The sequence below is a fragment of the Bacillus sp. FSL H8-0492 genome (genome assembly GCF_038006145.1).
Classification (GTDB): Bacteria; Bacillota; Bacilli; order Bacillales; family Bacillaceae_G; genus Bacillus_A; species Bacillus_A mycoides.
This window is the reverse complement of sequence record NZ_JBBOUP010000001.1, coordinates 1151522-1176601: the sequence shown is the minus strand read 5'-3', so window position 1 is coordinate 1176601 and position 25080 is coordinate 1151522. Positions and strand designations below refer to the sequence as shown.

Sequence of the window (25080 nt, the reverse complement as noted above, 5' to 3'; positions counted from 1 at the left end):
TAAAAACATGTATAAAATAACAACTTCCTGCATGTTTAATTATTTTAAAAACTAAATAAAAAAGGTGGTACACCCACTTGATTGTGGACGTACCGCCTTTTTCTCTTCCTTATAGTTCTTCGCAATTATCTTCGAAATAAGATTGTAGTTTTGCAATTACTTGCATTGGTTCATGACCTTCAATTTCATGACGTTCTACCATCGTTACAATTTTTCCATCTTTCAATAACGCAAATGATGGAGATGAAGGTGGATATCCTTCAAAATATTCACGAGCTCTTGCTGTTGCTTCTTTATCTTGACCCGCAAATACCGTTACAAGGTGGTTAGGGCGTTTATCATAATGTACGGAATGTGCAGCAGCAGGACGAGCAATGCCACCTGCACAACCACATACAGAGTTTACCATTACAAGTGTTGTACCATTTCTTTTAAATGCTTCTTCGACTGCTTCTGGTGTCGTCAATTCTGTATATCCCGCAGAGACAATCTCTTCACGCGCTTGACGGACAACATCATTCATAAAAAAGTTAAAGTTAATCAATCTTTTCCCTCCTCTAATTCTACCTATTTGTATCTTACCAGTTAATGTTTATGAAATACAAGTAAGTTTACTTGTATTTAGGCATAGAAAAGGTGTTAGAGCCCTTGCTCTAACACCTTTTTGTCACTTTTCCATAATTTTCATATATTCACCAATCATTTTTTTATGCGATCCTACAATATAGTCAGGTAGTTCTGTTAGTGGGAAGAATGTAAGCTGAACCGCTTCTTCTTTATTCATAACAAAATTCCCTTCGTATTCATCGGTATAATAGGCTGTCGTTACGGATTGAAACTCATCACCGTTTGTTAATTTTGAAAAATAGTTCGCTCCAGAAAATACATTGATTAATCGGAGGTTCTTTACTTCTATTCCTGTCTCTTCATATACTTCACGGTAAGCTGTTTCTTCTGGTGATTCACCAAGCTCCATTAGCCCGCCAGGCAACCCCCATTTTCCGTAAGGCTCTGTTCTTTGCTGTAATAATACATATCCACTTTCATTTATAACGAGTACAACAGCACCAACTAAAATTAAAGGGCGATGACCAACTATTTTTCGTAATTCCTCTACATATCCCATGGAAACACCTCCCATTTTTACGTTGTCCACACTATTGTATCATATGTATGAAACGACAAAATGCGTATATTTTTCATTTTTTTAACAAAATATTTATTTTATGCGCTTCATCTACTGTAGCTAACATAATGGATTCGACTTCTGCACTCTTCTCTAGAAATTCTCTCGCCCACTCTTCTGTTTTCCCTACTAAAGCTAGAACATCTTGCTGAATCCTCCCATCCTTTACTAATACAAAAGAAACTGGAGATCTTCTTCCCGCCACTTTCAGATCAAGCCGCGAAACTGCTTCATATTCTGGATACCGAAATATAGAAACAACACCATTCGCTTCCCACAATGCTAATTTAATCGTTTGAATATCGCTCACATTTCGCATACGAAGTTCCGAAAATAAATATTCCACCGTAATTCTCGCTTTTTTCAAATTGCTAAAATCAATGGAGCCATTGTGTATAAGAATAATAGGTGCTGGCTCTAAAAAGCGTCTCCATCTATCCCATTTCAACATTAAGACTGAGCTTATAATGTGAAGTACAACGAGTATGAACGTTGTAATCATCGAGCCGAGTAACCCCACTTTTTCATCAGATAATGCGTTAGAAATATTCCCACCAAGCAATAATACTAATACAACATCTAAAAAACGAAGTTGCGCGATGGACCTTTGCCCCATCGCTTTCGCAACTAATATTAAAAATATGTATGCTATGATAGCCCGAATAACCCATTCACTATTAGAAAGATGCCGTGCCCCTTCAAAAATATGCATATGCATCACTTTGCACTCCTTACCCGTCTCAAACTGCTACTTTGTTTTAGTTTGCAACGTTTAAGAGCATATATGTAAAAAAGCTAGTTCGTTTTTACACGAACTAGCTTTTTTACTTAACTGAAAACATATATTTTTTATACGTTTTCCGTACGGACAATATGAGCCCCATCATAATCATATTCGAGAATAAGGAACTTCCCCCATACGATAAGAAAGGTAATGCAATCCCTTTTACAGGCATTAATCCGACGATCATACCAATATTTTGGAATATTTGAACTGTTAATATACCAATAGACCCAGCACATAATAATGTACCGAATAAATTATCAGCAGAATAACCGATAATAATTGTTCGATATAGCAGTAATAGGAACAAGAACACAACTAACGCGGCTACGATAAATCCACCTTCTTCGGCAATTGTAGCGAAAATAAAGTCAGTATGCTTCTCAGGGATATAGACGTTCCCTTCGCCAAATCCTTTCCCTTCCATACCACCACTACCTACAGCTAAAATCGATTGCTGTGTTTGATAACCTTGATCTGTATGTTCAAATGGATCTAACCAACCTAAAATACGTGATTGTTGGTGAGGTTTTAGTAACGTAACTAACTTATTAAAGAAGAAATCCTCATACCTTACGTAAATAAATATTAACGCCGATAATATGGTGACTGGAATAACTGTACATAACGCTATCAATTTCTTCTGAATACCTGACATAAATAAAATACATGCAATTGCAGCAGCATATAAGAACACCATCCCTGTATCCGGTTGGCTATATACAACAGCCATGGGCGGAAGGGATACAAGCACAATTTTACCTACTAATTGTAAATCCGTTTGGAATGTCCTTGCCATATACTGTGCATTATGTTTCACTGCTATACTTGCTACTACGAGAAGCAATGAAATTTTGAAAAACTCAGATGGTTGAATTTGTCCAACTAACGGAAATACAAACCATCTTTTTGCACCTAATTTTTCAGGTGTGAAAGTGGAAACCGGTAGTATTTTCAAAAGAATAAGTGAACCAAATCCGACGATATAAAGTGGCCAAGACAATTTTTGTAATTGATCTAAGTCGATGCTTGCAACAAGCAATAACAATACAACTCCAATTATGTAGTTCAAACCCTGTTTCATCGCAAAGTTTGCCTCTCCATATTGGCCAGTTTGCTGACTGCTATATATAGCAGCTATACTCGTAACACATAATGCTAACAAAATTAATATTAATTTTACATCTAAACTTTTTAGAAACTCGGTACTTCTTTTCATGACATCCTCCTGAAACATTGTTACAGCAAAATAAAAAACCAGGAGTCAACATTCTTCATGTTTTGACGACTGATTACACATTATCTATAAAACACTTATATAGAATAACCCTCTTTTTCATACAATACAATATATTATACTACAGTTTCGTCAGTAAGATTTGCCAAAAAAATTATTCTTTTCTTATTTTATATCTATATACCATATATCAGCAATGTATTTTCGTAAATTTCTAATACATACTCGTTCATTGTAAGATTGCCGGGAAAAGTGTTGTACATATAGTAGGATGCAAATGAAGAAATAAGATGATAAAAAGCTCGCATAAGCGAGCTTTTTATTAATATACAGATGTATTATTTTCTGACGTATTTTCTAGAATTTCTTTTACACGTCCTAAGAACTTACCACAAATTAGGCCATCTAGTACACGGTGGTCAAGTGATAAACATAAGTTAACCATGTCGCGAGCACCGAACATACCGTTATCCATAATTACTGGGCGTTTTACAATTGATTCAACTTGTAAAATAGCCGCTTGTGGGTAATTAATAATACCCATAGATTGAACAGAACCGAATGACCCTGTGTTATTAATTGTAAATGTTCCGCCTTGCATTTCGTCCGCTTTTAACGATTTCGTACGTACTTTTCCTGCAAGCTCTGTAATTTCACGAGCGATACCTTTAATCGTCTTCTCGTCCGCGTGTTTAATTACTGGTACAAATAGTTCATCCTCTGTTGCAACAGCGATAGAAAGGTTAATATCTTTCTTCTGAACGATCTTATCGCCAGCCCACATTGAATTGATTTGAGGATACTCTTTTAACGCTTGCGCTACTGCTTTTACGAAGAAAGCAAAGAACGTTAAATTAAAGCCTTCGCGCTTTTTGAAATCACCTTTAATTGAATTACGGTATGACACAAGGTTTGTCACATCTACTTCAATCATCATCCAAGCATGTGGCGCTTCGTGTTTACTACGTAACATGTTCGCTGCAATTGCTTTACGCACACCTGTTACTGGAATTTCGATATCGCCAGGCATTGTTGGTACAGAAACTGGTTTTGCAGCTTCTACTTTTTGTGCTACTGGCGCTGCTTTTGGTGCTTCTGGACGTGCTTCTACTACTGCTGCTACCGCTTCCTCTTTCTTCGCACCTGCTTGCGGAATATTTCCAGATTCCACTAGCTTTAAAATATCTTTACGAGTGATACGGCCATTTGCTCCCGTACCTTCTACTAAATCTAAATCAACGTTATGCTCGCCCGCAAGTTTTAAAACCGCTGGTGAAAAACGTGGTTTTCCATCAGTTGGTTGTTTTGCTTTCGGTGCTTTTTCAGGCGTAGCTACTTCTGCCTTTGGTTCTTCTTTTGTTTTTTCCTCAACAGCTGTCGCTGCTACTTCATCTGCGCCTTCTACTTGAATAACACAAACTACTTCACCTACAGCTAGCGTCTCACCTTCACCAGCGATTAATTCTTTCACAATACCAGTGAAAGAAGATGGTACTTCAGCATTTACTTTATCAGTCATTACTTCTGCAAGCGGATCATACTTGTTTACGTGATCGCCAACATTAACGAGCCATTTACTAATTGTACCCTCTGTAACGCTCTCCCCGAGCTGAGGCATTGTGATATTTTCTACAGCCATGTATAGTCCCCCCGATTAAAATTCCGCAAGTTCACGCATTGCTTTTTCAACTTTATCTGGATTTACCATAAAGAATTTTTCCATTGTTGGTGCATATGGCATTGCTGGAACGTCTGGACCTGCAAGACGTGCGATTGGCGCATCTAAATCAAACAGACAGTTTTCAGCAATAATTGCTGCCACTTCACTTATAATACTTCCTTCTTTATTGTCTTCTGTTACAAGAAGAACTTTACCTGTTTTAGAAGCCGCTTCAATAATCGCTTCTTTATCTAACGGATATACCGTTCTTAAATCAAGAATGTGTGCAGAGATTCCATCTTGTGCTAACTTCTCAGCTGCTTGAAGAGCAAAGTGAACACATAATCCGTAAGTGATAACAGTAATATCATCACCTTCGCGTTTTACATCTGCTTTTCCGATTGGTAATACATAGTCATCTTCTGGCACTTCACCTTTAATTAAGCGATATGCACGCTTATGCTCAAAGAATAATACTGGATCTTCATCACGAATTGCAGCTTTTAATAAGCCTTTTGCATCATATGGTGTAGAAGGAATAACAATTTTTAAACCTGGTTGGTTCGCAAACATCGCTTCCACAGATTGTGAATGATACAATGCACCGTGAACACCGCCGCCAAATGGCGCACGAATTGTAACTGGACAAGTCCAATCGTTATTAGAACGATAACGAATTTTTGCTGCCTCAGAAACAATTTGGTTTACTGCTGGCATGATGAAATCAGCAAACTGCATTTCAGCGATTGGACGCATACCATACATTGCCGCACCAATTGCTACCCCAGCAATTGCAGATTCTGCAAGCGGTGCATCAAGCGCACGATCTTCACCAAATTGATCATATAATCCGTGTGTCGCTTTAAATACGCCACCTTTTTTACCAACATCTTCACCTAAAACAAATACTTTCTCATCGCGTTCCATTTCTTCGCGCATTGCTAATGTAATAGCATCAATATAAGACATTACAGCCATGAAACGTTCCCCCCTATTCTGCGTATACGTGCTTCAATGCATCTTCAGGTGCTGCATACGGAGCATTTTCTGCATATTCTGTTGCTTCATTTACGATATGCATAATTTCGTCTAACATTTGTTTTTCAAATTCCTCAGTTAACACGCCAGCTTCTTTTAAATAAGCTGCAAATGTTATAATTGAATCTTTTTTCTTTGCTTCTTCTACTTCTTCTTTATCACGATAAACACGATCATCGTCGTCACTAGAATGTGCTGTTAAACGATATGATACTGTTTCAATTAAAGTTGGGCCTTCACCACGACGGCCGCGGTCTGCTGCCTCTTTTACAGCTTTATATACTGCAAGCGGATCGTTTCCGTCTATTGTATATCCAGGCATACCGTAACCAATTGCACGGTCTGATACGTTTTTACATGCTAATTGTTTTTCAACTGGAATAGAGATTGCATATTTGTTATTTTCACACATGAAAATAACAGGTAGTTTGTGTACACCAGCAAAGTTTGCTCCTTCATGGAAGTCACCTTGGTTTGAAGAGCCTTCTCCGAATGTAACGAACGTTACTAAATCTTTCTTCTCCATTTTTCCAGCTAGTGCAATACCAACTGCATGTGGTACTTGCGTTGTTACTGGTGATGATCCTGTAACAATACGATTTTTCTTTTGACCGAAGTGACCAGGCATTTGACGACCACCAGAGTTTGGATCTCCAGCTTTTGCGAAAGCAGACAACATAAGCTCTTTAGCTGTCATACCAAACGCTAGTACAACACCCATATCACGGTAGTATGGTAATGCATAATCTTTCTCTCTATCAAGAGCGAATGCCGCTCCAACTTGTGCAGCCTCTTGTCCTTGACAAGAAATTACGAATGGAATTTTACCTGCACGGTTTAATAACCACATACGTTCGTCAATTTTACGTGCAAGTAACATCGTACGGAACATTTCTAATACTTGCTCATCACTTAAGCCAAGCTCTTCATGGCGCTTTTCTTTTACTTCTGCCATTTTTCATAACCTCCTAAATCCACATTTTTATGCGTGTAACGCTCTTCCATCTACAGCAAGTGCAGCTTCACCAATCGCCTCAGATAATGATGGATGCGGATGAATTGTATGTGCTACTTCCCAAGGTGTTGCATCAAGTACTCTTGCAAGACCAGCTTCAGAAATCATATCTGTTACATGTGGTCCGATCATATGAACACCGAGAATGTCATTTGTTTCTTCATCAACTACAAGTTTTACAAAACCGTCTGATTCTCCGTATACAAGTGCCTTTCCGATTGCACGGAATGAGAATTTACCGACTTTTAACTTATAGCCTTTTTCTTTTGCTTCTTGTTCTGTTAAGCCGACAGAAGCAACTTCTGGACTACTATATACGCATTTTGATACCATAGAATAATCAATTGGTGCAACTTCTTTACCAGCGATATGTTCTACTGCAACAATTCCTTCATGAGAAGCAACGTGAGCAAGTTGCAAGCCACCGATTACATCTCCAATTGCGTAAATATGAGATTCCTTCGTTTGATAAAACTCATTTGTTTGAATGTATCCTTTTTCCACAACAATATCTGTGTTCTCTAAGCCCATATTTTGCGTATTCGCTTGTCTTCCTACAGATACAAGCATTTTTTCTGCTTTAAATGCTTTGTTCTCACCGTTATGTTCAGCTTGAATTGTTACTCCATTATCTTTTACCAATGTTTCTGGTAATACTTTTGCACCAGTTACCACTTTAATACCTTTTTTCTTGAATAGACGTTGCATCTCTTTTGAAACGTCATTATCTTCTAGTGGTAATATGTTTTTCGCATATTCTAATACAGTAACTTCTACACCGAAGTCAGCAAGCATAGATGCCCACTCAATACCAATTACACCGCCACCAACGATAATGATTGAGCTAGGAAGCGTTTCCATTTTTAGGGCATGATCCGAAGACATTACATACTCTCCGTCTAACTCTAATCCTGGTAATGAATTTGGACGAGAACCTGTTGCAACAAGTACATTTTTTGGAATTAACATTTCATTCTCTTCTCCACTTGCAAGTTCAACTGAAATTGTACCTGGCATTGGAGAGAAAATAGATGGGCCAAGAATACGGCCAATACCTTCAAACACATCAATTTTACCTTGTTTCATTAAATGCTGAACGCCTTTATGAAGCTGCGTTACAATCTTCTCTTTACGCTCTTGTACTTTAGCAAAGTTTAGTTCTACATTACTTGCAATAACTCCGAACTCTTCTCCTTTTTTAGCAGTTGCGTATACTTCCGCACTACGTAAAAGAGCTTTACTAGGAATACATCCTTTGTGTAAACAAGTACCACCAAGATTTTCTTTTTCAACAAGTGCAGTTTTTAACCCTAGTTGTGATGCACGAATAGCAGCAACATATCCACCAGTACCGCCGCCAACGATGACTAAATCATATTCTCTTGCCATTATCTCAACCCCTAGCTACTGTTTGTTTTTCTCGTACAATATATTCTTTTGGAGCTTCTTCTTCACGTAATACACGAAGTGCTCCTTCTGCTAACGCTTGTAATTCATCTTCTCCTGGATGTACGATAACATCTGCAATCCAGTGAACACGTTCTTTTATTTCATCGACAAGAATTTTACTGTACGCAAGTCCACCAGTTAATACGATTGCATCGATTTTCCCGTGAAGTACAGCACTAGCTCCGCCAATCTCTTTTGCAACTTGATACGCCATTGCTTTATAAATAAGTGTTGCTTCAGGATCACCTTTTTCAACCATTTGTTCTACTTTAATTGCATCGTTTGTACCGATAAGACTTACAAGTCCACCTTGTCCGACAAGTTTTTTAACCATTTCGTCTCGGTAATACTCACCAGAAAAACACATTTCAACTAATTGTCCTACTGGTACTGTACCAGCACGCTCTGGACTAAATGGTCCTTCTCCGTTTAAGCCATTATTCACATCGATAACTTTTCCTTTTTTATGAGCACCAACTGTAATACCGCCGCCCATATGTGTAACTAATAAATTTAAATCCTCATATTTGTGATTTAATTCATCTGCTACTTTACGAGCAACCGCTTTTTGGTTTAATGCATGGAAAATACTTTTACGTTCCATACCAGCAATACCGCTAATACGAGCAATTGGCTCCATTTCATCTACAACGACAGGATCCACAATGAATGCAGGAATGTTTAATCCAGAAGCAATTTCATATGCTAAAATGCCTCCAAGGTTTGAAGCGTGATGACCGCTAAACCCATTTTTTAAATCTTCTAACATCGCATCGTTTACTGTATACGTACCGCCTTCGATTGGACGAAGTAATCCACCACGCCCACAAACAGCGTTTAATTTTGAAATGTTAATACCATGAGAATGTAGAACTTCTAAAATCGTTTCTTTACGAAACTCATATTGGTCGATAATTCGCTTATATTTTCCAATCTGTTCTACGTCATGACGAATAGTTTCTTCTAGAACGGGTCTTTCATTATCAAAAACACCAATCTTTGTGGATGTACTACCTGGGTTAATAACAAGAATTCGATTTACAGACAATGTTGCTACCTCCACTAATAAATTTAAAAGGAAGTGGCAACCTCATAAGAGGTAACCACACCTTTTGTAAAAGTTATATATGAATGATTAGCGACGGCTAATAATGTCGTGACCGTTGCGTAAGTATGTGCTACGAGAGTTTTTCAAGCTTGCAATGCGCTCTTCAGCTAGACGATCTGCTGCTACATAAGTTGCTATGCCATCGCGTTTTGAAATTTCGATTACTTTTGCAATTGTGTCATAAATAGACTCAACACGTTTTAATGCACGTTCTCTATTGTATCCATATAATTCGTCTGCTACGTTAATTACGCCACCTGCATTAATAACATAGTCTGGTGCGTATACAATACCCATTTCATGAATAAGGTCGCCATGACGATCTTCTTTTAATTGGTTATTTGCAGAACCTGCGATTACTTTTGCTTTAAGTTGTGGAATAGTTTCATCATTAACTGTTGCGCCTAATGCACATGGTGCGTAAATATCACATTCAACACCGTAAATTTCATTTGGCTCAACTGCTGTTGCACCGAATTCTTCTACTGCACGTTGTACAGCTTCTTTATTAATATCTGTAACGATTAATTTTGCTCCTTCAGCGTGTAAATGTTTGCATAGGTGATATGCTACATTACCAACACCTTGAATAGAAATTACTCTTCCTTCTAGGTTATCTGTACCAAATGCTTCTTTTGCAGCTGCTTTCATACCACGGTAAACACCGTATGCAGTTACTGGAGATGGGTTACCAGAAGAACCGAATGATGGTGAAATCCCTGTTACAAAATCAGTTTCCTCATGGATAATATCCATATCATCTACTGTTGTACCAACATCTTCAGCTGTAATGTAACGTCCGTTTAGTCCTTGAATGTAGCGTCCTAATGCACGGAACATCGCTTCGCTTTTATCTTTACGTGGATCACCGATAATTACTGTTTTTGCACCACCTAAGTTTAAACCAGCTGCTGCATTTTTGTATGTCATCCCTTTTGCAAGACGCAATGCATCTTCAATCGCCGCTTCTTCAGAATCATATGTCCACATTCTTGTTCCACCAAGAGCTGGTCCAAGTGTTGTATCATGGATTGCAATGATTGCTTTTAAACCAGATTCTTTATCTTGACAAAATACCACTTGCTCATAATCATATTTTTCTAAGTATTCGAAGATTTCTAATGTCATTGTCGTTTCCCCCTAATTGTTTTACCCTATTTGGTTTATTTTGAAGCAGTCGCAACTGCCAATGCTAATGAATATACTTTTGTTTCTGCTGAATCAGCACGTGATGTTAAAACAATCGGTGCTTTAGCGCCAGCAATCATCGCTCCTACCTTTGCATTTGCAAAATAGACGAGTGATTTATATAGCACATTTCCAGCTTCAATCGTTGGGACGAGTAAAATGTCTGCCTTACCTGCTACATCACTTACTATGCCTTTATGTTCTGCTGCAATTTGTGATACTGCATTATCTAAAGCAAGTGGTCCATCAACGACACAATTTTTAATTTGTCCGCGGCGATTCATTTGAGTTAACATCGCTGCATCAATTGTCGCTTGCATCGCAGGATTAACAACCTCTACCGCTGCAATTGGCGCTACCTTTGGCAAATCAATTCCTATTGCCTGGGCAACTTCTACAGTATTTTGTATAATAGCAGCTTTTTGTGTTACATCAGGTGCAATGTTCATCGCTGCGTCTGTAACAAAAATAAGACGATCGTAATTTGGAACTTCAAACGCTGCAACATGTGAAAGCACGCTGCCCTTACGAAGTCCCCACTCTTTATTTAATACAGCTTTCAAAATATTTGCTGTTGGGATGTTCCCCTTCATTAGCACATCTGCTTCGCCATTGCTTACAGATTTAACAGAAAGTTCTGCAGCCTCAGCACTTGACGCTGCTGCAATCACTTCAATATGTTCTGAAGTTTGTAACCCATGCTCTTGTAGCATCCCTATTATTTTCTCTTGATTTCCATATAGACGAAATTGAGCTAGCTGTAACTTGATTGCTTTCGCTACAGCTTCAATTACTTCATGATCTTCAGCTACTGCTACAGCCACAGTTTTTTTAGGCTGTCCTGCTGCTTGATCAATTAAATGTTCTAACTTCATATTTTGTAATCAACCCTTTCCGTCGTCCCTCGTCTATTCATTAAGCAAATACCGTGCCAACTTTCAAAAGTGGTCTTACCAATAATGAAAACGCATTCAAAATGCAGTAAAATCAATACTTTGGAAAACAACGAAATATTCTGTCTCGTTTTGTCGCTTTTTGTATACCACGCAATAAATTGCACGGTACGCAATTTATTGCATGCTATTTTTTGCACAGTCATACTTTTCTAACTTGTAATATAAGTTTCGAACTGAAATTCCTAACGCTTTTGCAGTCTTCGTTTTGTTCCCATCAAATTTCTCTAAATATTCACGGATAATATTCCCCTCAAATTCTGTCACTAGGTGTTCAAGGGCCTTCTCTTCTAATTCAGGTAATAAATTATTTTGTTTCGTCTCTACTTGTTCTTCTTTATGTAAAGGCGGTAAATGATGTACATCAATATATATTTCGTTATAATTCATAAAGATAATAGCTCGTCCTAAAATATTTTCAAGTTCCCTAACATTCCCTGGCCATTCATATGATTGTAAATACGAAACGGCTGAATCGGTGAGTCCTTCTACATTACGACCATAATCTTGATTAATTTTTTGAATTAACCTTTCTGCAATCGCTGGTATATCTCCTTTACGCTGACGAAGGGAAGGAATTTGAATCGGGATTTTATTTAAACGATAATATAAGTCCTCTCTGAACTCTCCTTCTAGAATACCCTTTTCTAAATTCACATGTGTTGCTGCAATTACCCGGACATTAATCGGTATCGCTTTCGTTCCCCCTACTTTCACAATTTCTTTTTCTTGTAGCACACGAAGGAGCTTCGCTTGCGTATTTGCAGATAACTCTCCGATTTCATCTAAAAAAACACTTCCATTATTCGCTTCTTCAAAGAATCCTCGTTTCCCGCCTCTTTTCGCTCCAGAAAACGCACCTTCCTCATAACCGAATAATTCACTTTCTAATAAGGTCTCAGAAATAGCAGCACAGTTTACTCGTACAAACTTATTGTATTTTCGATTACTACTGTTATGAATAGCGTGTGCAAATAACTCTTTCCCCGTACCAGATTCCCCTCTAAGCAATACTGTTGCCGGTGTATTCGCTCCAAGTTTTGCTTGTTCAATAGCTGCCGTCGTTTCATCTGAATCACCAACAATATCATCAAATGAATATTTTGCTTCTAACGTTCGAATAATTTGTCTTGCCCTATTCAATTCATTTGTTAACTTTTGAATTTCTGATACATCGCGAATTACCCCGACGCTCCCTTTCAATATTCCATCGACAATAACCGGTGCTACGTTTACAATTACATCTCGCTTTTTTTGCCCAATCTTCATATGTATTCCTCGTACCGCTCGGCGCGTCCGAAGTACTTTCATATGCATACTTTCACCTTCCACAATATCAGTTGTAGCCGGCTTCCCAATAATTTCTTCTTCAGTCAAACCCGTTAACTTCGTATAAGCAGGGTTTATAACTAGTCCTCTTCCTTTCTCATCAACAACCGAAATTGCTTCCTCAGATGAGTTAATAATCGCCTCAAGTAGCGTTTGAATTTCTTTTAAGTCTGTAACTTCTTCCGCTAAATCTACAACTTCTGTAATGTCTTTAAAAATCGCAAATGCCCCTTGAACCTCCCCACCTTCTTTTAATATCGGAATACGCGTTGTAATAATCTTTTTTTCATTCTCTAACGTCAGTTCATGATTCACTTCTATTTTTTTCGTGCGTATAATACGAAGCAACTTACTCGTTGGAATAACTTCTAAAATATATTTCCCTATTGCTTCCTCTTTTTTATATCCAGTAATACGCTCTGCGCTTTTATTAAACAGACGAACTTGTCCCTCTTGGTCTATAACAATCATACCGTCATGCGTTGAATTTAAAATTAAATTCCCTTGTTGCGTCTGTTCTTCTAGCTTTCCAATTAAGCTTTCCTTCTCATGCGCTAATCTCGTAACAATTTTTGCAATATCCCCTGGTATAAGAAGGGTGTCTTTATGCTTGCTTCCCAATAAAACTTTATGTAAATCATAATCACCTGTCATATCAAACATTACATCAATATGCATAGAAAGAAACGGAGTTACACTATCACCAATCGGAACCCCATATTCCTTTGCGATTTGTAATCCTTTCGCAATTGGATTACTATCAATAACTCCTATAATTTGAAATATATTCGAATTTTGCAACAGACTCAGCAGTGTACTCCCACCTTCACCTGCTCCAACAATTAACACATTTTGTTTCATACATTACACTTCCTCTCGAAGTATCTCTGCAAAATTTTTCACATTCTTATCTTACTCGTTCAGCAACCTCTTGACAAACCCCCATTCCATATAACATCATTAAAATACACAAAATAATCTGAAAAGGAGCGTTATGTATGCAGCGTTACCTCGCTCTATTATTAGCACTCATCCCCATTTCATTAGCCGTGCTTGGTATTAAACTAATGAGAGATACTGTATTTGGGATTTTGTTCTCCCCAATCCCTATATTATGGTTACAATTTTTAATCGGCGCTCTTTGCTTCGCACTCGGGTTTTATATCTTCGGCGGCTTCGTCTTACACAGAGATCGTAAGAGAAATAAAGTACAAGCACGCTTCAGAAGATAAAACAAAGTTTTCACATATCATAAATAAAAAATGAGACCATTATATTAGGTCTCATTTTTTTATCGGTAATAAAGTTCTTGCTGTTTCAGGATAATCAGTAATAATCGCTGATATATTCATATCAAAATATTTACGCATAAGCGTTTCTTCATTTATCGTGTAAGGACGAACCTCCACACCACTTCCCATCGTTAATTCAGCGATAGCATCTTGAAGATAACGATAATTCGGATGTACTGCAGTAGCACCCATCTTTTTTGCATATGCCCACGGGCTATGCAAACCTTCACGATACAAAATAGCTGTTTGAATATCAGGAGCCATCATATGACATCGCTTCATACTGTAGTGATTAAAGGAAGAAAACACAATCCGATCCTCTAGACTAAACTTACGTACAAGTGTTATAACCACTTCTTCTAAACCTCTGTATGGGATTTTATTATTTTTCAGTTCAATATTGAGTAGCAATTTCGTTTTTGCGAGCCATTCTAACACCTCTTCTAGAAGAGGTATTTTGCAAAAACCTACTTTGTCACCGAATTTATAACTCGCATCCAACTTACATAAATCCTCATATAAATAATTTCGAACCGCACCTTTTCCATTTGTTGTCCGATCCACCGTTTCATCATGAATAACGACAACTTTTCCATCTTTCGTGAATTGAACATCGAGTTCAATTCCATCTGCCCCGAAAGCCTCCGCCGCTTCAAATGAAATCATTGTATTTTCCGGATACGTTCCCGCCGCACCACGATGTGCAAATATAAGAGTCATCCTCACTCCCCCAATCTTATGCTATACTATACGAAAAAGGAGGTACTTCTATGAGACCATTACAAATTTCTCCAGACACTGCAGTCCGCCTATCAAAAGCGTTAGGTGTTCCACTTGAACAACTTATGCATATGCCACAGCATATTTTAATCCAAAAGTTAGTTGAATTAGAAAAACAAAATAAAGACGAAGAATAATATAGTCCTGTTTTGCAGGGCTTTTTATTATCATCTATTATATCATGGATGACTTCCCCGCTAAAATCCTTTAACAGATGTACTACGATGCGATTTAGCCTTTACTTCATCATTTAATAATGAATTATATATCTTCTTTTTTGTTACAAGTCATAAAGAAAGCAGAATATTTATTCACAAGTCACCATTGCCCCCTTAAAGCAAGGTAATAAAATAACTAGAAGCCCTTCATATTATTTTTTATTGAACGTGCGGAGTATCCCCTGATTCGTATAGTTCTTTCGCTTTTTCCTCCCCGAATGTAGTTAAAATATAATGTTGCTCTTCTACCGCATCCATCGCTCTAGTGGCTTTACAAACATTCCCCTCTTGAGCATCCGAGAAAAAATTGTGATCTTCTACAATTTTACTAAAATCTTTTTTCACCCATCTATCAGCAATTGCTACAAGCTCATTTTTCTTCGCAAAACTACTCTTATTTATGATTTTTTTAATTTTTCAGCGTTATTTTGAATCATTGGGATGGATCCCGATTTTCGTTCTGCCACTACTTTTTGATGAGTCATGTGATACATCGCTGTAATGACTTCGCTTTCAGTAGAATTTTCAGTAACATACACATCAACAAAGACTCCATCTACCTCTCTACCTACTATCGTTGGGTCTTCTTTTTTATCTATTTGAGCACTCACTTCTTTATCTACTGGATTATCGGCAAGCTCTAACATTCCAAATGTAACTGCAACAGCAAGAACTCCCATAGCTGCTACTATTCCTAGCCAAGTTAATATTTTGTTTTTCATTTTCCTTCTCCCTCTGTATACCTATTTAATTACCTTAAAAAACTCACTTATATGTAATATTACTAAAAACAGGTTTTATTTTCCATAATATCAAACAACCCTTTTTATCTACCCAAATAATTTTGATAAAATCGATATCACTTCTCCCTCTTTTTCTCAACAAAATAAAAAGACCAACGAATTCTAAAATTCATTGGTCATTAAATAAAAGTTTATTGGTTTTAAAATTGATATCGAGTATAAATTTCAAGAATTATTAAGCTCTATTAAAACTTAAATCCCTTACTACTTTTCCTCTCAGCTAGCCTTATGTTCAAGTCTTAGCTTATCCGCAACCATTGCGATGAACTCGGAATTCGTAGGTTTTGCTTTTGACATAGATACTGTATAACCACCGCTATATCAAGGCATTGTATATTTCATAACTATCATTAAATGCTTCTATTTATTGGTTAGAAGTGCAAAATTTATCGCTTATCTAAATTTGATTGTATCATCTATTCAAAGTACCTTCAATAAAAAAAGGTAATGGACATTATAAAAGCTTATGATTAGATATTTTTCAAACCCTACACCTTACAGCAAGTCTTAAAAAGATTAAATATAATAGTCAGGATTTTCATCCATTTTAATTAAAAATCCTTCTAAAGAATCCGCTATTTTCTCATCTTCAGAGTAAATAGGACATTGACCTAATTCATTTTCCTCTTTAAATTTAATTGTTAAAAAATTCAATTCTGTTACTTCAAAAAACACTAATGATTCATCATCATCTACATCATCTAGGTTTGGATTATATTCATAAATATCTTGCCTTAAACGGAAATCTGCAACAGAAAAGGGGTCCATAAATCTGTTAAAAAAGAACTTACTTGATGCCTCTAAAAAACCATAACCAATTTCTATATAAAAATTTTTCAATTCTTTAGGGAATTTCATTTTTAATAAATCTTCTGCTTCCTCTATCTCTTCACTTTTTAAAGGATAGAAAATAGGTGTTTGGTCAGATTTTATACTTTCATCAGCTACAACACACTTTTTCAAAAAATTAAACATAATTTTTAATACCCCCTATTAAAGAAGTGCTGTTTTCAATGCTTCTTCAAGCATCGTATTAAAATCATTATATGTTTTCATCACTGTGCCAGATGGTTTATCAAGTTCTAAGTAAGTACCGTCAGATAAGTTTTTACAAAACCAAGCAATACTTGAATCTCCAAAGAAAAGATACTCTTTTTGAAATTCATTTTCATACCAAATCTCATTCGTGTCTATAAATCCACAAATCGGTTCGTTTCTTTCTGTTTCTAGTAAAGAAGGGTCAACTCCATAAATAACTAGTCCACCAAAATCTAAACCATTTATAATTTTAAGAAACTCCTCAAATTCACTCGGTAAATCAACATTAAATTTCTCTTTTGCATGTTCTCTTAATTTCTGAACTTCGCTATCTGTTGCTGGTGTGTTCAGATTAAAGTTAACACTTTTCAGTATATCTTCAATTTCTAAAATCGGATTTTTCCACATATAAATTTCACCATTGCTTCAGCTTGAATCTGTTCAAAAATTTCTTTTTCATTTCCCTCATAATTGTTTAACATTCTTAGAATTTCTGAAACCTTTGCGTCCATGCTGTTAACTCCTATCAATGATTTTAGAATTTAACTAATCTCAGTTTATAACACCATTCCAAACATCGACATCTTTATCATCTAAAATTGCTTTGATTTTATCTTTCTCAAAAACTACCAGATATTCATAAGGTAAGGCTAAAACTTGAATAATTGAAGGTCTAATTTTTAATAACTGATATGCGTAAAATGCTTCTAATTCATCTTCTGTTTCTTCTGTTTCTTCGACAGGACCGATATACCAACCAGAATCACCTTTTTCACAATCACTAGCCCTTTGTAAATAAACCTCATCTAGTTGCAACACGTTCTTTGCAGTCACTATTTTATCGCTAAACTTTATCATTTCACCCTCAATATTTAACTGACGTAAACAGTGTACTTGTTCTAATTGCACCCATAAAGCAATTGTTAAATCTTCTGTAGTATCCTTAAAAGGATTTTTTGTATAATCTGGGACAATAATACGATACCCATCTTCACATTTGGATAGAATAAAAAGAGACCAGCCAACTTGTATAGAAAATCCATCAACTAATTTGCTATCTTCTACTTTAGTTAGCAAATATAATAACTTTTCTATTTGAGGGCTTAAATGTTCTTCTGCTGTAGCTATTATATTTTTACCACCTATATTTTTAACTATTGTTTTCAATTGACTGCAACCTCTCTTTTATTGATTTTCTCAAAGCTTTTCTAGCCGTTACTTCACGTTCTAACATTTCCATTCTTATATTTTCGGGAACCTCTCCGTATCTAGGATGCCCCGGCCATGTACTCCAATCTTTTGCACCCTTAGAAGCATTTGTTGGTTTCCCAAGCCCTACAAAATTTTCATCCATATTAAGCACTTCTATTTGCTGTTCTCTCGGCAACGTATCAAACCCATCCATTTCTGTTATTTCTTTCATCGAAACAACATGGTCAGCTTCCAGTTTTTCAACTTCATAACCATATACAGGGTCAACTTTGGGTACATCTGTATTTACATTTTTTCTTACCCTATCATTAGGTGTTCTCTTCCTTAAATCTTTATATTCCTCTTTTGAAACCGCAAATTGATTTAATAAGTCTTTTGCTTCATGGTATGCACCACCAAGTTCATATTTTACAGAACTTCCCCCAACACCTTCATAGGCAAATCGATTCCCATTGTTTAACTTAAAATTATTTAATATATGTAGTGCGTTTCTATATCCAGCGGCATCAGTAATTTTAGAAACGCCCTTTGCTAAGTTTGCGGCTGTTGCTACCTTCCCTGCTTGTCCTGCTTTACTAAGACCTTTATCACCAATAAAACCTGTTAATAATGATGCTACACCATAGGCAGCATAATGCATTCTACTTTCCATATCTCCATTTTTGAAATTATTTATATATGAATCGGATAATGTGTTCCACATTGCAGGAAGGGTTTCATCGTAGTTTACAATTGCATCACTCATGTTTTCCCACGTCTCTGCATCACCCAATGCTTTAAGTCCTTCCCATGCATCTGTGACAGCATCTTCTACACCAGTAGAAATACCAGTCCATGCGTCACTTAAATCCTTTTTCTCTTCGTCCCAAGCTTTCTCAAAGTCAGATTTCGGCGGAAGTTTACCGCACATTGCACCCTCTTGGATATTACCATCATAAAGTTCATCAGCATTACGAAACTTTTCAGCAGCGTGCATTAGTTCTTCTGCAATCTTATCAAATTCCCGAAACACATTAAACATTTGAGGTTTTGTTTCATTAAACATCTGATAAAACCTTTGACTCGTTGCACCATTCCACATTAAAGCTACGTATTCCGTTTGGTTATATAAATCTTTATGTATCTGTTCTAACCTATTTTTAGTTTCAAGAACAAGCTTTGCTGACTGTTCTAGCCGTTCTGGCGTAACCTTTATTTGCGTCATGCCACCCCTTCTCCATACAATATTTTACAAACAAATTATATCACGTGAAACTATTTTACTGTCCTAAATATTCGGATTTTCTAGTAAAAAATTTAATCCATTCCTTTTAAAGAAGTTGAAATGAAGCTGTCTGCTATATAAAAAGCAAATAAACACGAGAACCCTATCAAAATATAATTCCCCCTAATCTTCTCTTTGCAGAATCAAGTATTCACCTTACTCTTTCAGGGTGATTTATATAATATAAAGTGAAACTTTAATCAATGGGGGTTTTGTTCATCCCTCCACTGATTATCACCCCTCACCAATCGGGCGTTTACGGGCAGCAGGGCTTCCACCTAACTTCTTTGCTCACGCCGAATTTTGAGGTGGGAGTCTTACTGCCCGGCAAATAGCGGGATAAATCACCTAAATCTCGATATAATAATTGTGTGCTTTCTATCAACAAAAAACCTCCTAATTATTAGGATCTGAATTTCAATCCAATAATTAGAAGGTTTTTAAATTAACCGCCAATTACCTATGTACTTTATTGCCTACATATGTAATTCGTTGGTTATTAAATTTTGTTATGAAATTAATACGACAACATTTACGAAGCCTTATGTTCAAGTCTTAGCTTATCCGCAACCATTGCGATGAACTCGGAATTCGTAGGTTTTGCTTTTGACATGGATACAGTATAACCAAATAAGGACGAAATAGAATCAATATTCCCACGGCTCCAAGCTACTTCAATTGCGTGACGGATTGCGCGCTCGACACGGCTTGCTGTTGTATTATATTTCTTTGCAATATCTGGATATAATACTTTCGTAATAGATCCTAGTAATTCGATATCATTGTACACCATAGAGATTGCTTCTCGTAAGTACATGTACCCTTTAATATGAGCGGGTACACCAATTTCATGAATGATACTTGTAATACTCGCATCTAAGTTTTTCGGTTTTCCATCGATTGTTGTTGCTGATCGGAAAGATGGTAATGGACGTTTAATAGTAGCACTTTCCTTACCACTAACTTGACGAATATGACTTGTTAAATTCTCCATATCAAATGGCTTTAATATGAAATATGATGCCCCTAAATCAACCGCTTTTTTCGTCACATCTTCTTGTCCGAATGCTGTCAACATAATAACGCTAGGTTGTCTTAACCTCTCAATATGTCGCATTTTCTCTAGCACAGCTAGACCATCTAAATGTGGCATAATAATATCTAAAACGAGTATATCAGGCTGCTTTTCTTTCAATAAGTTTAAACATTCTTGACCATTGTAAGCAATTCCGATAACTTCCATATCATCTTGGGCAGCAACATAACTCTCTAGCATCGATACCAATTCTTTATTATCATCCACAAGACATACTTTAATTTTTTCCACAGTTTTTCCTCCCTTACCGAATCGATTCTTCCGACATGTGTAAGCTTCTAGGCTACATGAATTGTTCGACAATTGTGTGAAAATTCCCTTTAAAGTTTCTTACTTTCCGATAAAATCACAAAAAAATATGTTTATCGTTCATTTTTTTACTTTCGCAACACATTCCATCATAGAATTACAGCGAAACGTTCAACCCTTTGCTTATATCTTACAACAAAAAACAGCTCTTGCGGAGCTTTTACAAAATTTCAACGAATTTTTCAAAAGAAAAGCGAGCTAATATGTATTAGCTCGCTTTTTTCTCTTGATCATAAATATTAATTCCAGCCTCATGTAACATCCATTCAATATGAACACCGTATCCTGACGTTGGATCATTTACAAATACATGTGTAACCGCACCAATTACTTTCCCATTTTGTACAATCGGACTTCCACTCATTCCTTGTACAATACCACCCGTTTTTGCTAGTAAACGTTTATCTGTCACTTTTATAACCATACCTTTTGTAGCTGGGAACTTTTGTGGTACCGTACTAACAACTTCAATATCAAACGCTTCCACCTTATCTTGATCAATAACTGTTAATATTTTCGCTGGCCCTTCTTTTACTTGATGGGATAATGCGATAGGCATTGCTTTATCCATTATGCCGTTTGTCATATCTGTGTTTAATTTCCCAAAAATACCATACGGGCTATTTATTGTAATATTACCAATCACTTCACGATCCGGTGAAAATCTTGCTAATTTTTCTCCCGGGTTCCCGTGACTTCCTCTTTCAATAGACGTTACTGTCGAACGCATAATTTGTCCATCTTCTACTTGAATTGGCTTTTTTGTATCATTATCGGAAATTACATGACCAAGCGCTCCATATTTCATAGAATCTGGATGTACAAATGTCATCGTTCCGATACCAGCTGCTGAATCACGAATATACAGTCCAATTCGGTAAGAGGATTCACCATTGTCTTTTTGTGGTGTTAGCTTAGCACGAATATATTTTCCATCTCTTAATAAAACAAGATTAAGCGGTTCACCTGTTTCTCCACTATTATGAATAAATGGTGCTACATCACTCATTCTTTCAATTGTTTTACCATTGATTTCAGTAATCATATCTCCAATCTGTACACCAGCTGTTTCACCAGGAGATACTTTACCCTTTTCAGTTTGAATTAAATGATGGCCTACAACAAGTACACCTTTTGTGTTCAATTTTACACCAATCGATTGTCCACCTGGAATAACTTTAAAATCTTTTAATACTTTCACATTTACTTTTTTCACTGGAAAACCAGCAAGTTGAAACACCATATCAGCTTCACCATTTTGGTGAGAATTTACCATAAGTTCTTGTTCATTTGAACTTACAGTAAATACATTACGATTTGTAGATGCAGCCTTAAAAACTGGTAATGATGCTATTTCTGATTGTTGTCCTTCAAAAACAACAAGTTGCTTCGGCGATGAAATAAACGTTCGAAGCGGTTTAAAACATCCAATAAAAACTAGAGAAACAAGGAGACAAAGACCTATTATTTTTCGAAATCTTTCTAATTTCAATTTGTTCACTCTCCTCGCTCCTACCCCACATTCAGCCTCTTGGCTTCACTTTTTAATCTCTCCTTGCAGCGCTTTATTTATAACCGGAAGAATTAAGAAATCGTCATTTGAGAAAAAAAAGCTATCCATTACTGGATAGCCTCTGCTGTCTGTTTGAAATGATGCGCTTGCGTAAGTAACTCTTTCGCATGCTCTGTCGTTAAATCTGTAATTTCAACACCAGAAATCATTCGAGCAATTTCTGTTACTTTTTCATCCGTACTTAACACAGTAACCGATGTAATCGTACGATCATTCGCCACTTGTTTTCTAATAAATAAATGAGAGTCCGCCATTGAAGCTACTTGAGGTAAGTGCGTAATACAAAGTACTTGCGAGTTTACTGATACACGATAAATTTTTTCCGCAATAGCCTGTGCAACCCGACCACTCACACCCGTATCCACTTCATCAAAAATAACAGATGCAACACCTTGATGCTTAGAAAAAATGCTTTTTAAAGCTAAAATAATACGAGATAACTCTCCGCCAGAAGCGACCTTTGAAAGTGGCTTTAACGGTTCACCCGGATTCGTTGAAATATAAAATTCCACATGATCGTAGCCATCCGCCGTAAGTTTTACCGGTGTTCCTTCCACGAGAGGTTCTTCTACATTTCCTACCCTCTTCATAATTCTCACTTCAAATTTCGTTTTTTCCATATATAGTTCTTTTAATTCTTGATGAATAGCGCTTGTAAGATGATCTGCAAGCTCATGACGCATAGTACTTAACAACGTTGCTTCTTTTACAATAACACCTTCTAATTTCGTTAACTGCTTTCTCGTCGTTTCAATATGTACGTCTTTATTTTCAATCGTAAAAATTTCTTGTTCAATTTTATCAGCATACGCTAAAATCTCTTCTACAGTATTTCCATACTTTCTCTTTAACATACGGATTTCATTCAAACGTGTTTCAATTTCATCTAGACGTTTCGGATCATATTCCATCATATCTAATTTTTCTCTAAGCTGGTATGCAACTTCTTCTAATAAGTAATAACTATTTGCAATAGAATCATGATTTTCTTGATACGCTTCATCTAAGTGCGTAATACTCTCCATTTGTCCCATTGCATTTCTTACGTGATCCAATCCCTGTCCGTCTCCACTTAACGAACGATACGCATCTCCTAATGCTTTATAAATCTTTTCAAAATTGGAGATTTTTAATCGTTCCTCAGTCAATTCATATTCTTCATCCATTTTTAAATCCGCCTTACGAATTTCTTCATGTTGGAATTGAATTAAATCTAGACGATGGGCCATTTGTTGTTCATTTTCACTTAAAGATTTCAGCTGTTTTTTTAACTTCTCATAGTCTGTATATACATTTTGATATATGCCCAATTGTTTAACAATGCGATTTCCATCAAAATGATCAAGCATAAACATATGACGCTCTTCATTCATTAAATCTTGTGTTTCATGCTGTCCATGAATATCAACTAGCGTTTTTCCAATCTCTTTTAATATGCTGAGTGTAACAAGTTTCCCATTTACACGACAGACACTTTTTCCGTTCGCAGCGATGTCACGCTTCAAAATAATCATGCCATCTTCTATTTCTATATCTAACTCTTCTGCCTTTGCGATACATGGATGCTTGTCATCTTCTACATAGAATAAGCCTTCTATCTCAGCCTTTTCTGTTCCATATCGAACAAATTCTGCTGAACCACGGCCACCAACAAGCAAACTAATTGCATCAATAATAATGGATTTTCCAGCTCCTGTTTCACCACTTAAAACGGTTAAACCTTTTTGAAAAGAAATATTTAATGCCTCAATAATAGCAAAGTTTCTGATCGATAATTCCGATAACAATGCCCCATTCACCTCGTTATAAACTAATCCCCTATTAAGGGCTTTTCTCAGTATTCTTCATTCAAATAGTTATACTATATGTTTGTATGTATAAATTACTCTTCTAACCCGCTCCATTGTACCAAACATTCGTTTTACGGGTCAATCCACCTATTTTCTAACTTCATTCAAAAAAAATAATGTATTGTATTTGAAAATCCGTATTTTTCGCCAATAAAAATATCTTGTTTACTTTCCACTTTACAGAGGAAAGTAAACAAGATTTTTCTGTTAAAGCATATTTAAGAAACGATCAGAGACAACACCTGTATCTTCAGGTGTACGGCAAATAATTAAGCAAGTATCATCACCACAAATGGTTCCGACGATCTCATCCCACTCTAAATGATCAATGAGTGCCCCAAGTGAATGAGCGTTACCAGGCAATGTTTTTAGCACAAGCATATGTCCTGCCGTGTCTAATTTTACAAATGAATCCACTAGATTTCGTTTTAATTTTTGCAACGGATTAAATCGTTGATCTGCTGGCAAGCTATATTTATAGCGGCCATCATGTAATGGCACCTTCACTAAGTGCAGTTCTTTAATATCGCGCGATACTGTTGCTTGCGTTACATTAAACCCCACATTACGTAAAATATCAACTAGTTCATCTTGTGTTTCAATTTCTTTGTTAGCAATAATTTCCCTGATTTTAATATGGCGCTGACCTTTATTCATACATTTGCACCTCACACTATCTCTTACCATAGTTTAAACAT

24 protein-coding genes and 2 pseudogenes are annotated in these 25080 nt (G+C 36.5%); 2 read left to right on the top strand and 24 right to left on the bottom strand.

All coding sequences use genetic code 11. From position 1 onward, the window contains the following. Nucleotides 1-109: 109 nt before the first annotated feature. The 12 genes from MHH66_RS06020 to MHH66_RS05965 all read right to left on the bottom strand — a co-directional run bounded on the left by MHH66_RS06020 (nt 110) and on the right by MHH66_RS05965 (nt 13808). Entirely contained in the window at nt 110-523 is a 414-nt protein-coding gene (locus tag MHH66_RS06020) for a BrxA/BrxB family bacilliredoxin (RefSeq protein WP_002015097.1), read from the bottom strand. A gap of 144 nt (nt 524-667) precedes the next feature. Continuing rightward, entirely contained in the window at nt 668-1126 is a 459-nt protein-coding gene (locus tag MHH66_RS06015) for an NUDIX hydrolase (protein ID WP_078184419.1), read from the bottom strand. 73 nt (nt 1127-1199) lie between these two features. Beyond that, nucleotides 1200-1904 carry a DUF421 domain-containing protein gene (locus MHH66_RS06010; protein ID WP_061674762.1) on the bottom strand — a complete coding sequence of 235 codons (705 nt, stop codon included), beginning with the start codon at nt 1902-1904 and terminating at the stop codon, nt 1200-1202. A gap of 106 nt (nt 1905-2010) precedes the next feature. Beyond that, nucleotides 2011-3189, bottom strand: a complete 1179-nt coding sequence (locus MHH66_RS06005; RefSeq protein WP_000831201.1) for an FtsW/RodA/SpoVE family cell cycle protein — start codon at nt 3187-3189, stop codon at nt 2011-2013. A 340-nt stretch (nt 3190-3529) separates the two neighbouring features. Continuing rightward, entirely contained in the window at nt 3530-4846 is a 1317-nt protein-coding gene (locus MHH66_RS06000; protein ID WP_000257676.1) for a dihydrolipoamide acetyltransferase family protein, read from the bottom strand. Between the two features lie 15 nt (nt 4847-4861). Then, entirely contained in the window at nt 4862-5845 is a 984-nt protein-coding gene (gene bfmBAB / locus MHH66_RS05995) for a 3-methyl-2-oxobutanoate dehydrogenase subunit beta (RefSeq protein ID WP_000290070.1), read from the bottom strand. A gap of 13 nt (nt 5846-5858) precedes the next feature. Beyond that, nucleotides 5859-6860 (bottom strand): 3-methyl-2-oxobutanoate dehydrogenase subunit alpha, encoded by a 1002-nt coding sequence (gene bfmBAA / locus MHH66_RS05990; protein WP_000852549.1) that lies wholly within the window; start codon nt 6858-6860, stop codon nt 5859-5861. Nucleotides 6861-6887: 27 nt separating this feature from the next. Then, the gene (lpdA, locus tag MHH66_RS05985) at nt 6888-8309 is read right to left on the bottom strand and encodes a dihydrolipoyl dehydrogenase (RefSeq protein WP_002015090.1); all 1422 of its coding nucleotides are present in this window, start codon (nt 8307-8309) and stop codon (nt 6888-6890) included. A gap of 4 nt (nt 8310-8313) precedes the next feature. Beyond that, the gene (gene buk, locus MHH66_RS05980; protein ID WP_002088555.1) at nt 8314-9417 is read right to left on the bottom strand and encodes a butyrate kinase; all 1104 of its coding nucleotides are present in this window, start codon (nt 9415-9417) and stop codon (nt 8314-8316) included. Nucleotides 9418-9504: 87 nt separating this feature from the next. Then, nucleotides 9505-10605, bottom strand: coding sequence for a leucine dehydrogenase (locus MHH66_RS05975; RefSeq protein ID WP_002015088.1), 1101 nt, complete (start codon nt 10603-10605; stop codon nt 9505-9507). Between the two features lie 35 nt (nt 10606-10640). Beyond that, on the bottom strand, nt 10641-11540 hold the full coding sequence (yqiS, locus tag MHH66_RS05970) for a phosphate butyryltransferase (RefSeq protein ID WP_002033959.1): 900 nt from the start codon (nt 11538-11540) through the stop codon (nt 10641-10643). Nucleotides 11541-11735: 195 nt separating this feature from the next. Next, nucleotides 11736-13808, bottom strand: coding sequence for a sigma 54-interacting transcriptional regulator (locus MHH66_RS05965; RefSeq protein ID WP_002129032.1), 2073 nt, complete (start codon nt 13806-13808; stop codon nt 11736-11738). A 137-nt stretch (nt 13809-13945) separates the two neighbouring features. Here MHH66_RS05965 and MHH66_RS05960 point away from each other — a divergent pair, with 137 nt between their 5' ends. Then, nucleotides 13946-14179 (top strand): DUF2627 domain-containing protein, encoded by a 234-nt coding sequence (locus MHH66_RS05960; protein ID WP_001190193.1) that lies wholly within the window; start codon nt 13946-13948, stop codon nt 14177-14179. 51 nt (nt 14180-14230) lie between these two features. On the opposite strand, the gene MHH66_RS05955 is transcribed toward MHH66_RS05960, so the two are convergent. Continuing rightward, nucleotides 14231-14959: a glycerophosphodiester phosphodiesterase gene (locus tag MHH66_RS05955; RefSeq protein ID WP_078184420.1), complete on the bottom strand. Its 729-nt coding sequence runs from the start codon at nt 14957-14959 to the stop codon at nt 14231-14233. Between the two features lie 50 nt (nt 14960-15009). Here MHH66_RS05955 and MHH66_RS05950 point away from each other — a divergent pair, with 50 nt between their 5' ends. Next, entirely contained in the window at nt 15010-15156 is a 147-nt protein-coding gene (locus tag MHH66_RS05950; RefSeq protein WP_001247671.1) for a YycC family protein, read from the top strand. A 240-nt stretch (nt 15157-15396) separates the two neighbouring features. On the opposite strand, the pseudogene MHH66_RS05945 reads toward MHH66_RS05950, so the two are convergent. The 11 genes and pseudogenes from MHH66_RS05945 to argR form a co-directional block, all read right to left on the bottom strand. After that, nucleotides 15397-15959, bottom strand: a pseudogene (locus MHH66_RS05945) (PRK06770 family protein). A gap of 297 nt (nt 15960-16256) precedes the next feature. Beyond that, a pseudogene (locus MHH66_RS05940) lies at nt 16257-16352 on the bottom strand (sporulation initiation factor Spo0A C-terminal domain-containing protein); the annotation flags it as partial. 204 nt (nt 16353-16556) lie between these two features. Continuing rightward, entirely contained in the window at nt 16557-17015 is a 459-nt protein-coding gene (locus MHH66_RS05935) for an SMI1/KNR4 family protein (RefSeq protein WP_078184421.1), read from the bottom strand. An 18-nt stretch (nt 17016-17033) separates the two neighbouring features. Next, nucleotides 17034-17486 (bottom strand): YrhA family protein, encoded by a 453-nt coding sequence (locus tag MHH66_RS05930; RefSeq protein ID WP_063218917.1) that lies wholly within the window; start codon nt 17484-17486, stop codon nt 17034-17036. After that, nucleotides 17465-17590, bottom strand: a complete 126-nt coding sequence (locus tag MHH66_RS05925) for a hypothetical protein (protein WP_098167373.1) — start codon at nt 17588-17590, stop codon at nt 17465-17467. The genes MHH66_RS05930 and MHH66_RS05925 overlap by 22 nt, the downstream gene beginning before the upstream one ends. A 40-nt stretch (nt 17591-17630) precedes the next feature. Continuing rightward, nucleotides 17631-18245, bottom strand: coding sequence for an immunity protein Imm33 domain-containing protein (locus tag MHH66_RS05920; RefSeq protein WP_078184422.1), 615 nt, complete (start codon nt 18243-18245; stop codon nt 17631-17633). Continuing rightward, complete coding sequence (locus MHH66_RS05915) at nt 18229-19494, bottom strand: WXG100 family type VII secretion target (RefSeq protein WP_078184423.1); 1266 nt, start codon at nt 19492-19494, stop codon at nt 18229-18231. Before MHH66_RS05915 ends, MHH66_RS05920 begins: the two co-directional genes overlap by 17 nt. A 592-nt stretch (nt 19495-20086) precedes the next feature. Continuing rightward, nucleotides 20087-20881 carry a sporulation transcription factor Spo0A gene (gene spo0A, locus MHH66_RS05910; RefSeq protein WP_002015081.1) on the bottom strand — a complete coding sequence of 265 codons (795 nt, stop codon included), beginning with the start codon at nt 20879-20881 and terminating at the stop codon, nt 20087-20089. A 286-nt stretch (nt 20882-21167) separates the two neighbouring features. Further along, complete coding sequence (gene spoIVB, locus MHH66_RS05905) at nt 21168-22460, bottom strand: SpoIVB peptidase (protein WP_002015079.1); 1293 nt, start codon at nt 22458-22460, stop codon at nt 21168-21170. Between the two features lie 119 nt (nt 22461-22579). Continuing rightward, complete coding sequence (gene recN / locus MHH66_RS05900; RefSeq protein WP_002088564.1) at nt 22580-24319, bottom strand: DNA repair protein RecN; 1740 nt, start codon at nt 24317-24319, stop codon at nt 22580-22582. Between the two features lie 270 nt (nt 24320-24589). Continuing rightward, nucleotides 24590-25039, bottom strand: a complete 450-nt coding sequence (gene argR / locus MHH66_RS05895) for an arginine repressor ArgR (protein WP_002015076.1) — start codon at nt 25037-25039, stop codon at nt 24590-24592. Nucleotides 25040-25080 lie beyond the last annotated feature (41 nt).

What these genes read in the sequence shown, in the direction of transcription:
- MHH66_RS06020 (WP_002015097.1), bottom strand. Translation starts at nt 523, where the DNA reads ATGAATGATGTTGTCCGTCAAGCGCGTGAAGAGATTGTCTCTGCGGGA.
- MHH66_RS06015 (WP_078184419.1), bottom strand. Translation starts at nt 1,126, where the DNA reads ATGGGATATGTAGAGGAATTACGAAAAATAGTTGGTCATCGCCCTTTA.
- MHH66_RS06010 (WP_061674762.1), bottom strand. Translation starts at nt 1,904, where the DNA reads ATGCATATGCATATTTTTGAAGGGGCACGGCATCTTTCTAATAGTGAA.
- MHH66_RS06005 (WP_000831201.1), bottom strand. Translation starts at nt 3,189, where the DNA reads ATGAAAAGAAGTACCGAGTTTCTAAAAAGTTTAGATGTAAAATTAATA.
- MHH66_RS06000 (WP_000257676.1), bottom strand. Translation starts at nt 4,846, where the DNA reads ATGGCTGTAGAAAATATCACAATGCCTCAGCTCGGGGAGAGCGTTACA.
- bfmBAB (WP_000290070.1), bottom strand. Translation starts at nt 5,845, where the DNA reads ATGGCTGTAATGTCTTATATTGATGCTATTACATTAGCAATGCGCGAA.
- bfmBAA (WP_000852549.1), bottom strand. Translation starts at nt 6,860, where the DNA reads ATGGCAGAAGTAAAAGAAAAGCGCCATGAAGAGCTTGGCTTAAGTGAT.
- lpdA (WP_002015090.1), bottom strand. Translation starts at nt 8,309, where the DNA reads ATGGCAAGAGAATATGATTTAGTCATCGTTGGCGGCGGTACTGGTGGA.
- MHH66_RS05975 (WP_002015088.1), bottom strand. Translation starts at nt 10,605, where the DNA reads ATGACATTAGAAATCTTCGAATACTTAGAAAAATATGATTATGAGCAA.
- yqiS (WP_002033959.1), bottom strand. Translation starts at nt 11,540, where the DNA reads ATGAAGTTAGAACATTTAATTGATCAAGCAGCAGGACAGCCTAAAAAA.
- MHH66_RS05965 (WP_002129032.1), bottom strand. Translation starts at nt 13,808, where the DNA reads ATGAAACAAAATGTGTTAATTGTTGGAGCAGGTGAAGGTGGGAGTACA.
- MHH66_RS05960 (WP_001190193.1), top strand. Translation starts at nt 13,946, where the DNA reads ATGCAGCGTTACCTCGCTCTATTATTAGCACTCATCCCCATTTCATTA.
- MHH66_RS05955 (WP_078184420.1), bottom strand. Translation starts at nt 14,959, where the DNA reads ATGACTCTTATATTTGCACATCGTGGTGCGGCGGGAACGTATCCGGAA.
- MHH66_RS05950 (WP_001247671.1), top strand. Translation starts at nt 15,010, where the DNA reads ATGAGACCATTACAAATTTCTCCAGACACTGCAGTCCGCCTATCAAAA.
- MHH66_RS05935 (WP_078184421.1), bottom strand. Translation starts at nt 17,015, where the DNA reads ATGTTTAATTTTTTGAAAAAGTGTGTTGTAGCTGATGAAAGTATAAAA.
- MHH66_RS05930 (WP_063218917.1), bottom strand. Translation starts at nt 17,486, where the DNA reads ATGTGGAAAAATCCGATTTTAGAAATTGAAGATATACTGAAAAGTGTT.
- MHH66_RS05925 (WP_098167373.1), bottom strand. Translation starts at nt 17,590, where the DNA reads ATGGACGCAAAGGTTTCAGAAATTCTAAGAATGTTAAACAATTATGAG.
- MHH66_RS05915 (WP_078184423.1), bottom strand. Translation starts at nt 19,494, where the DNA reads ATGACGCAAATAAAGGTTACGCCAGAACGGCTAGAACAGTCAGCAAAG.
- argR (WP_002015076.1), bottom strand. Translation starts at nt 25,039, where the DNA reads ATGAATAAAGGTCAGCGCCATATTAAAATCAGGGAAATTATTGCTAAC.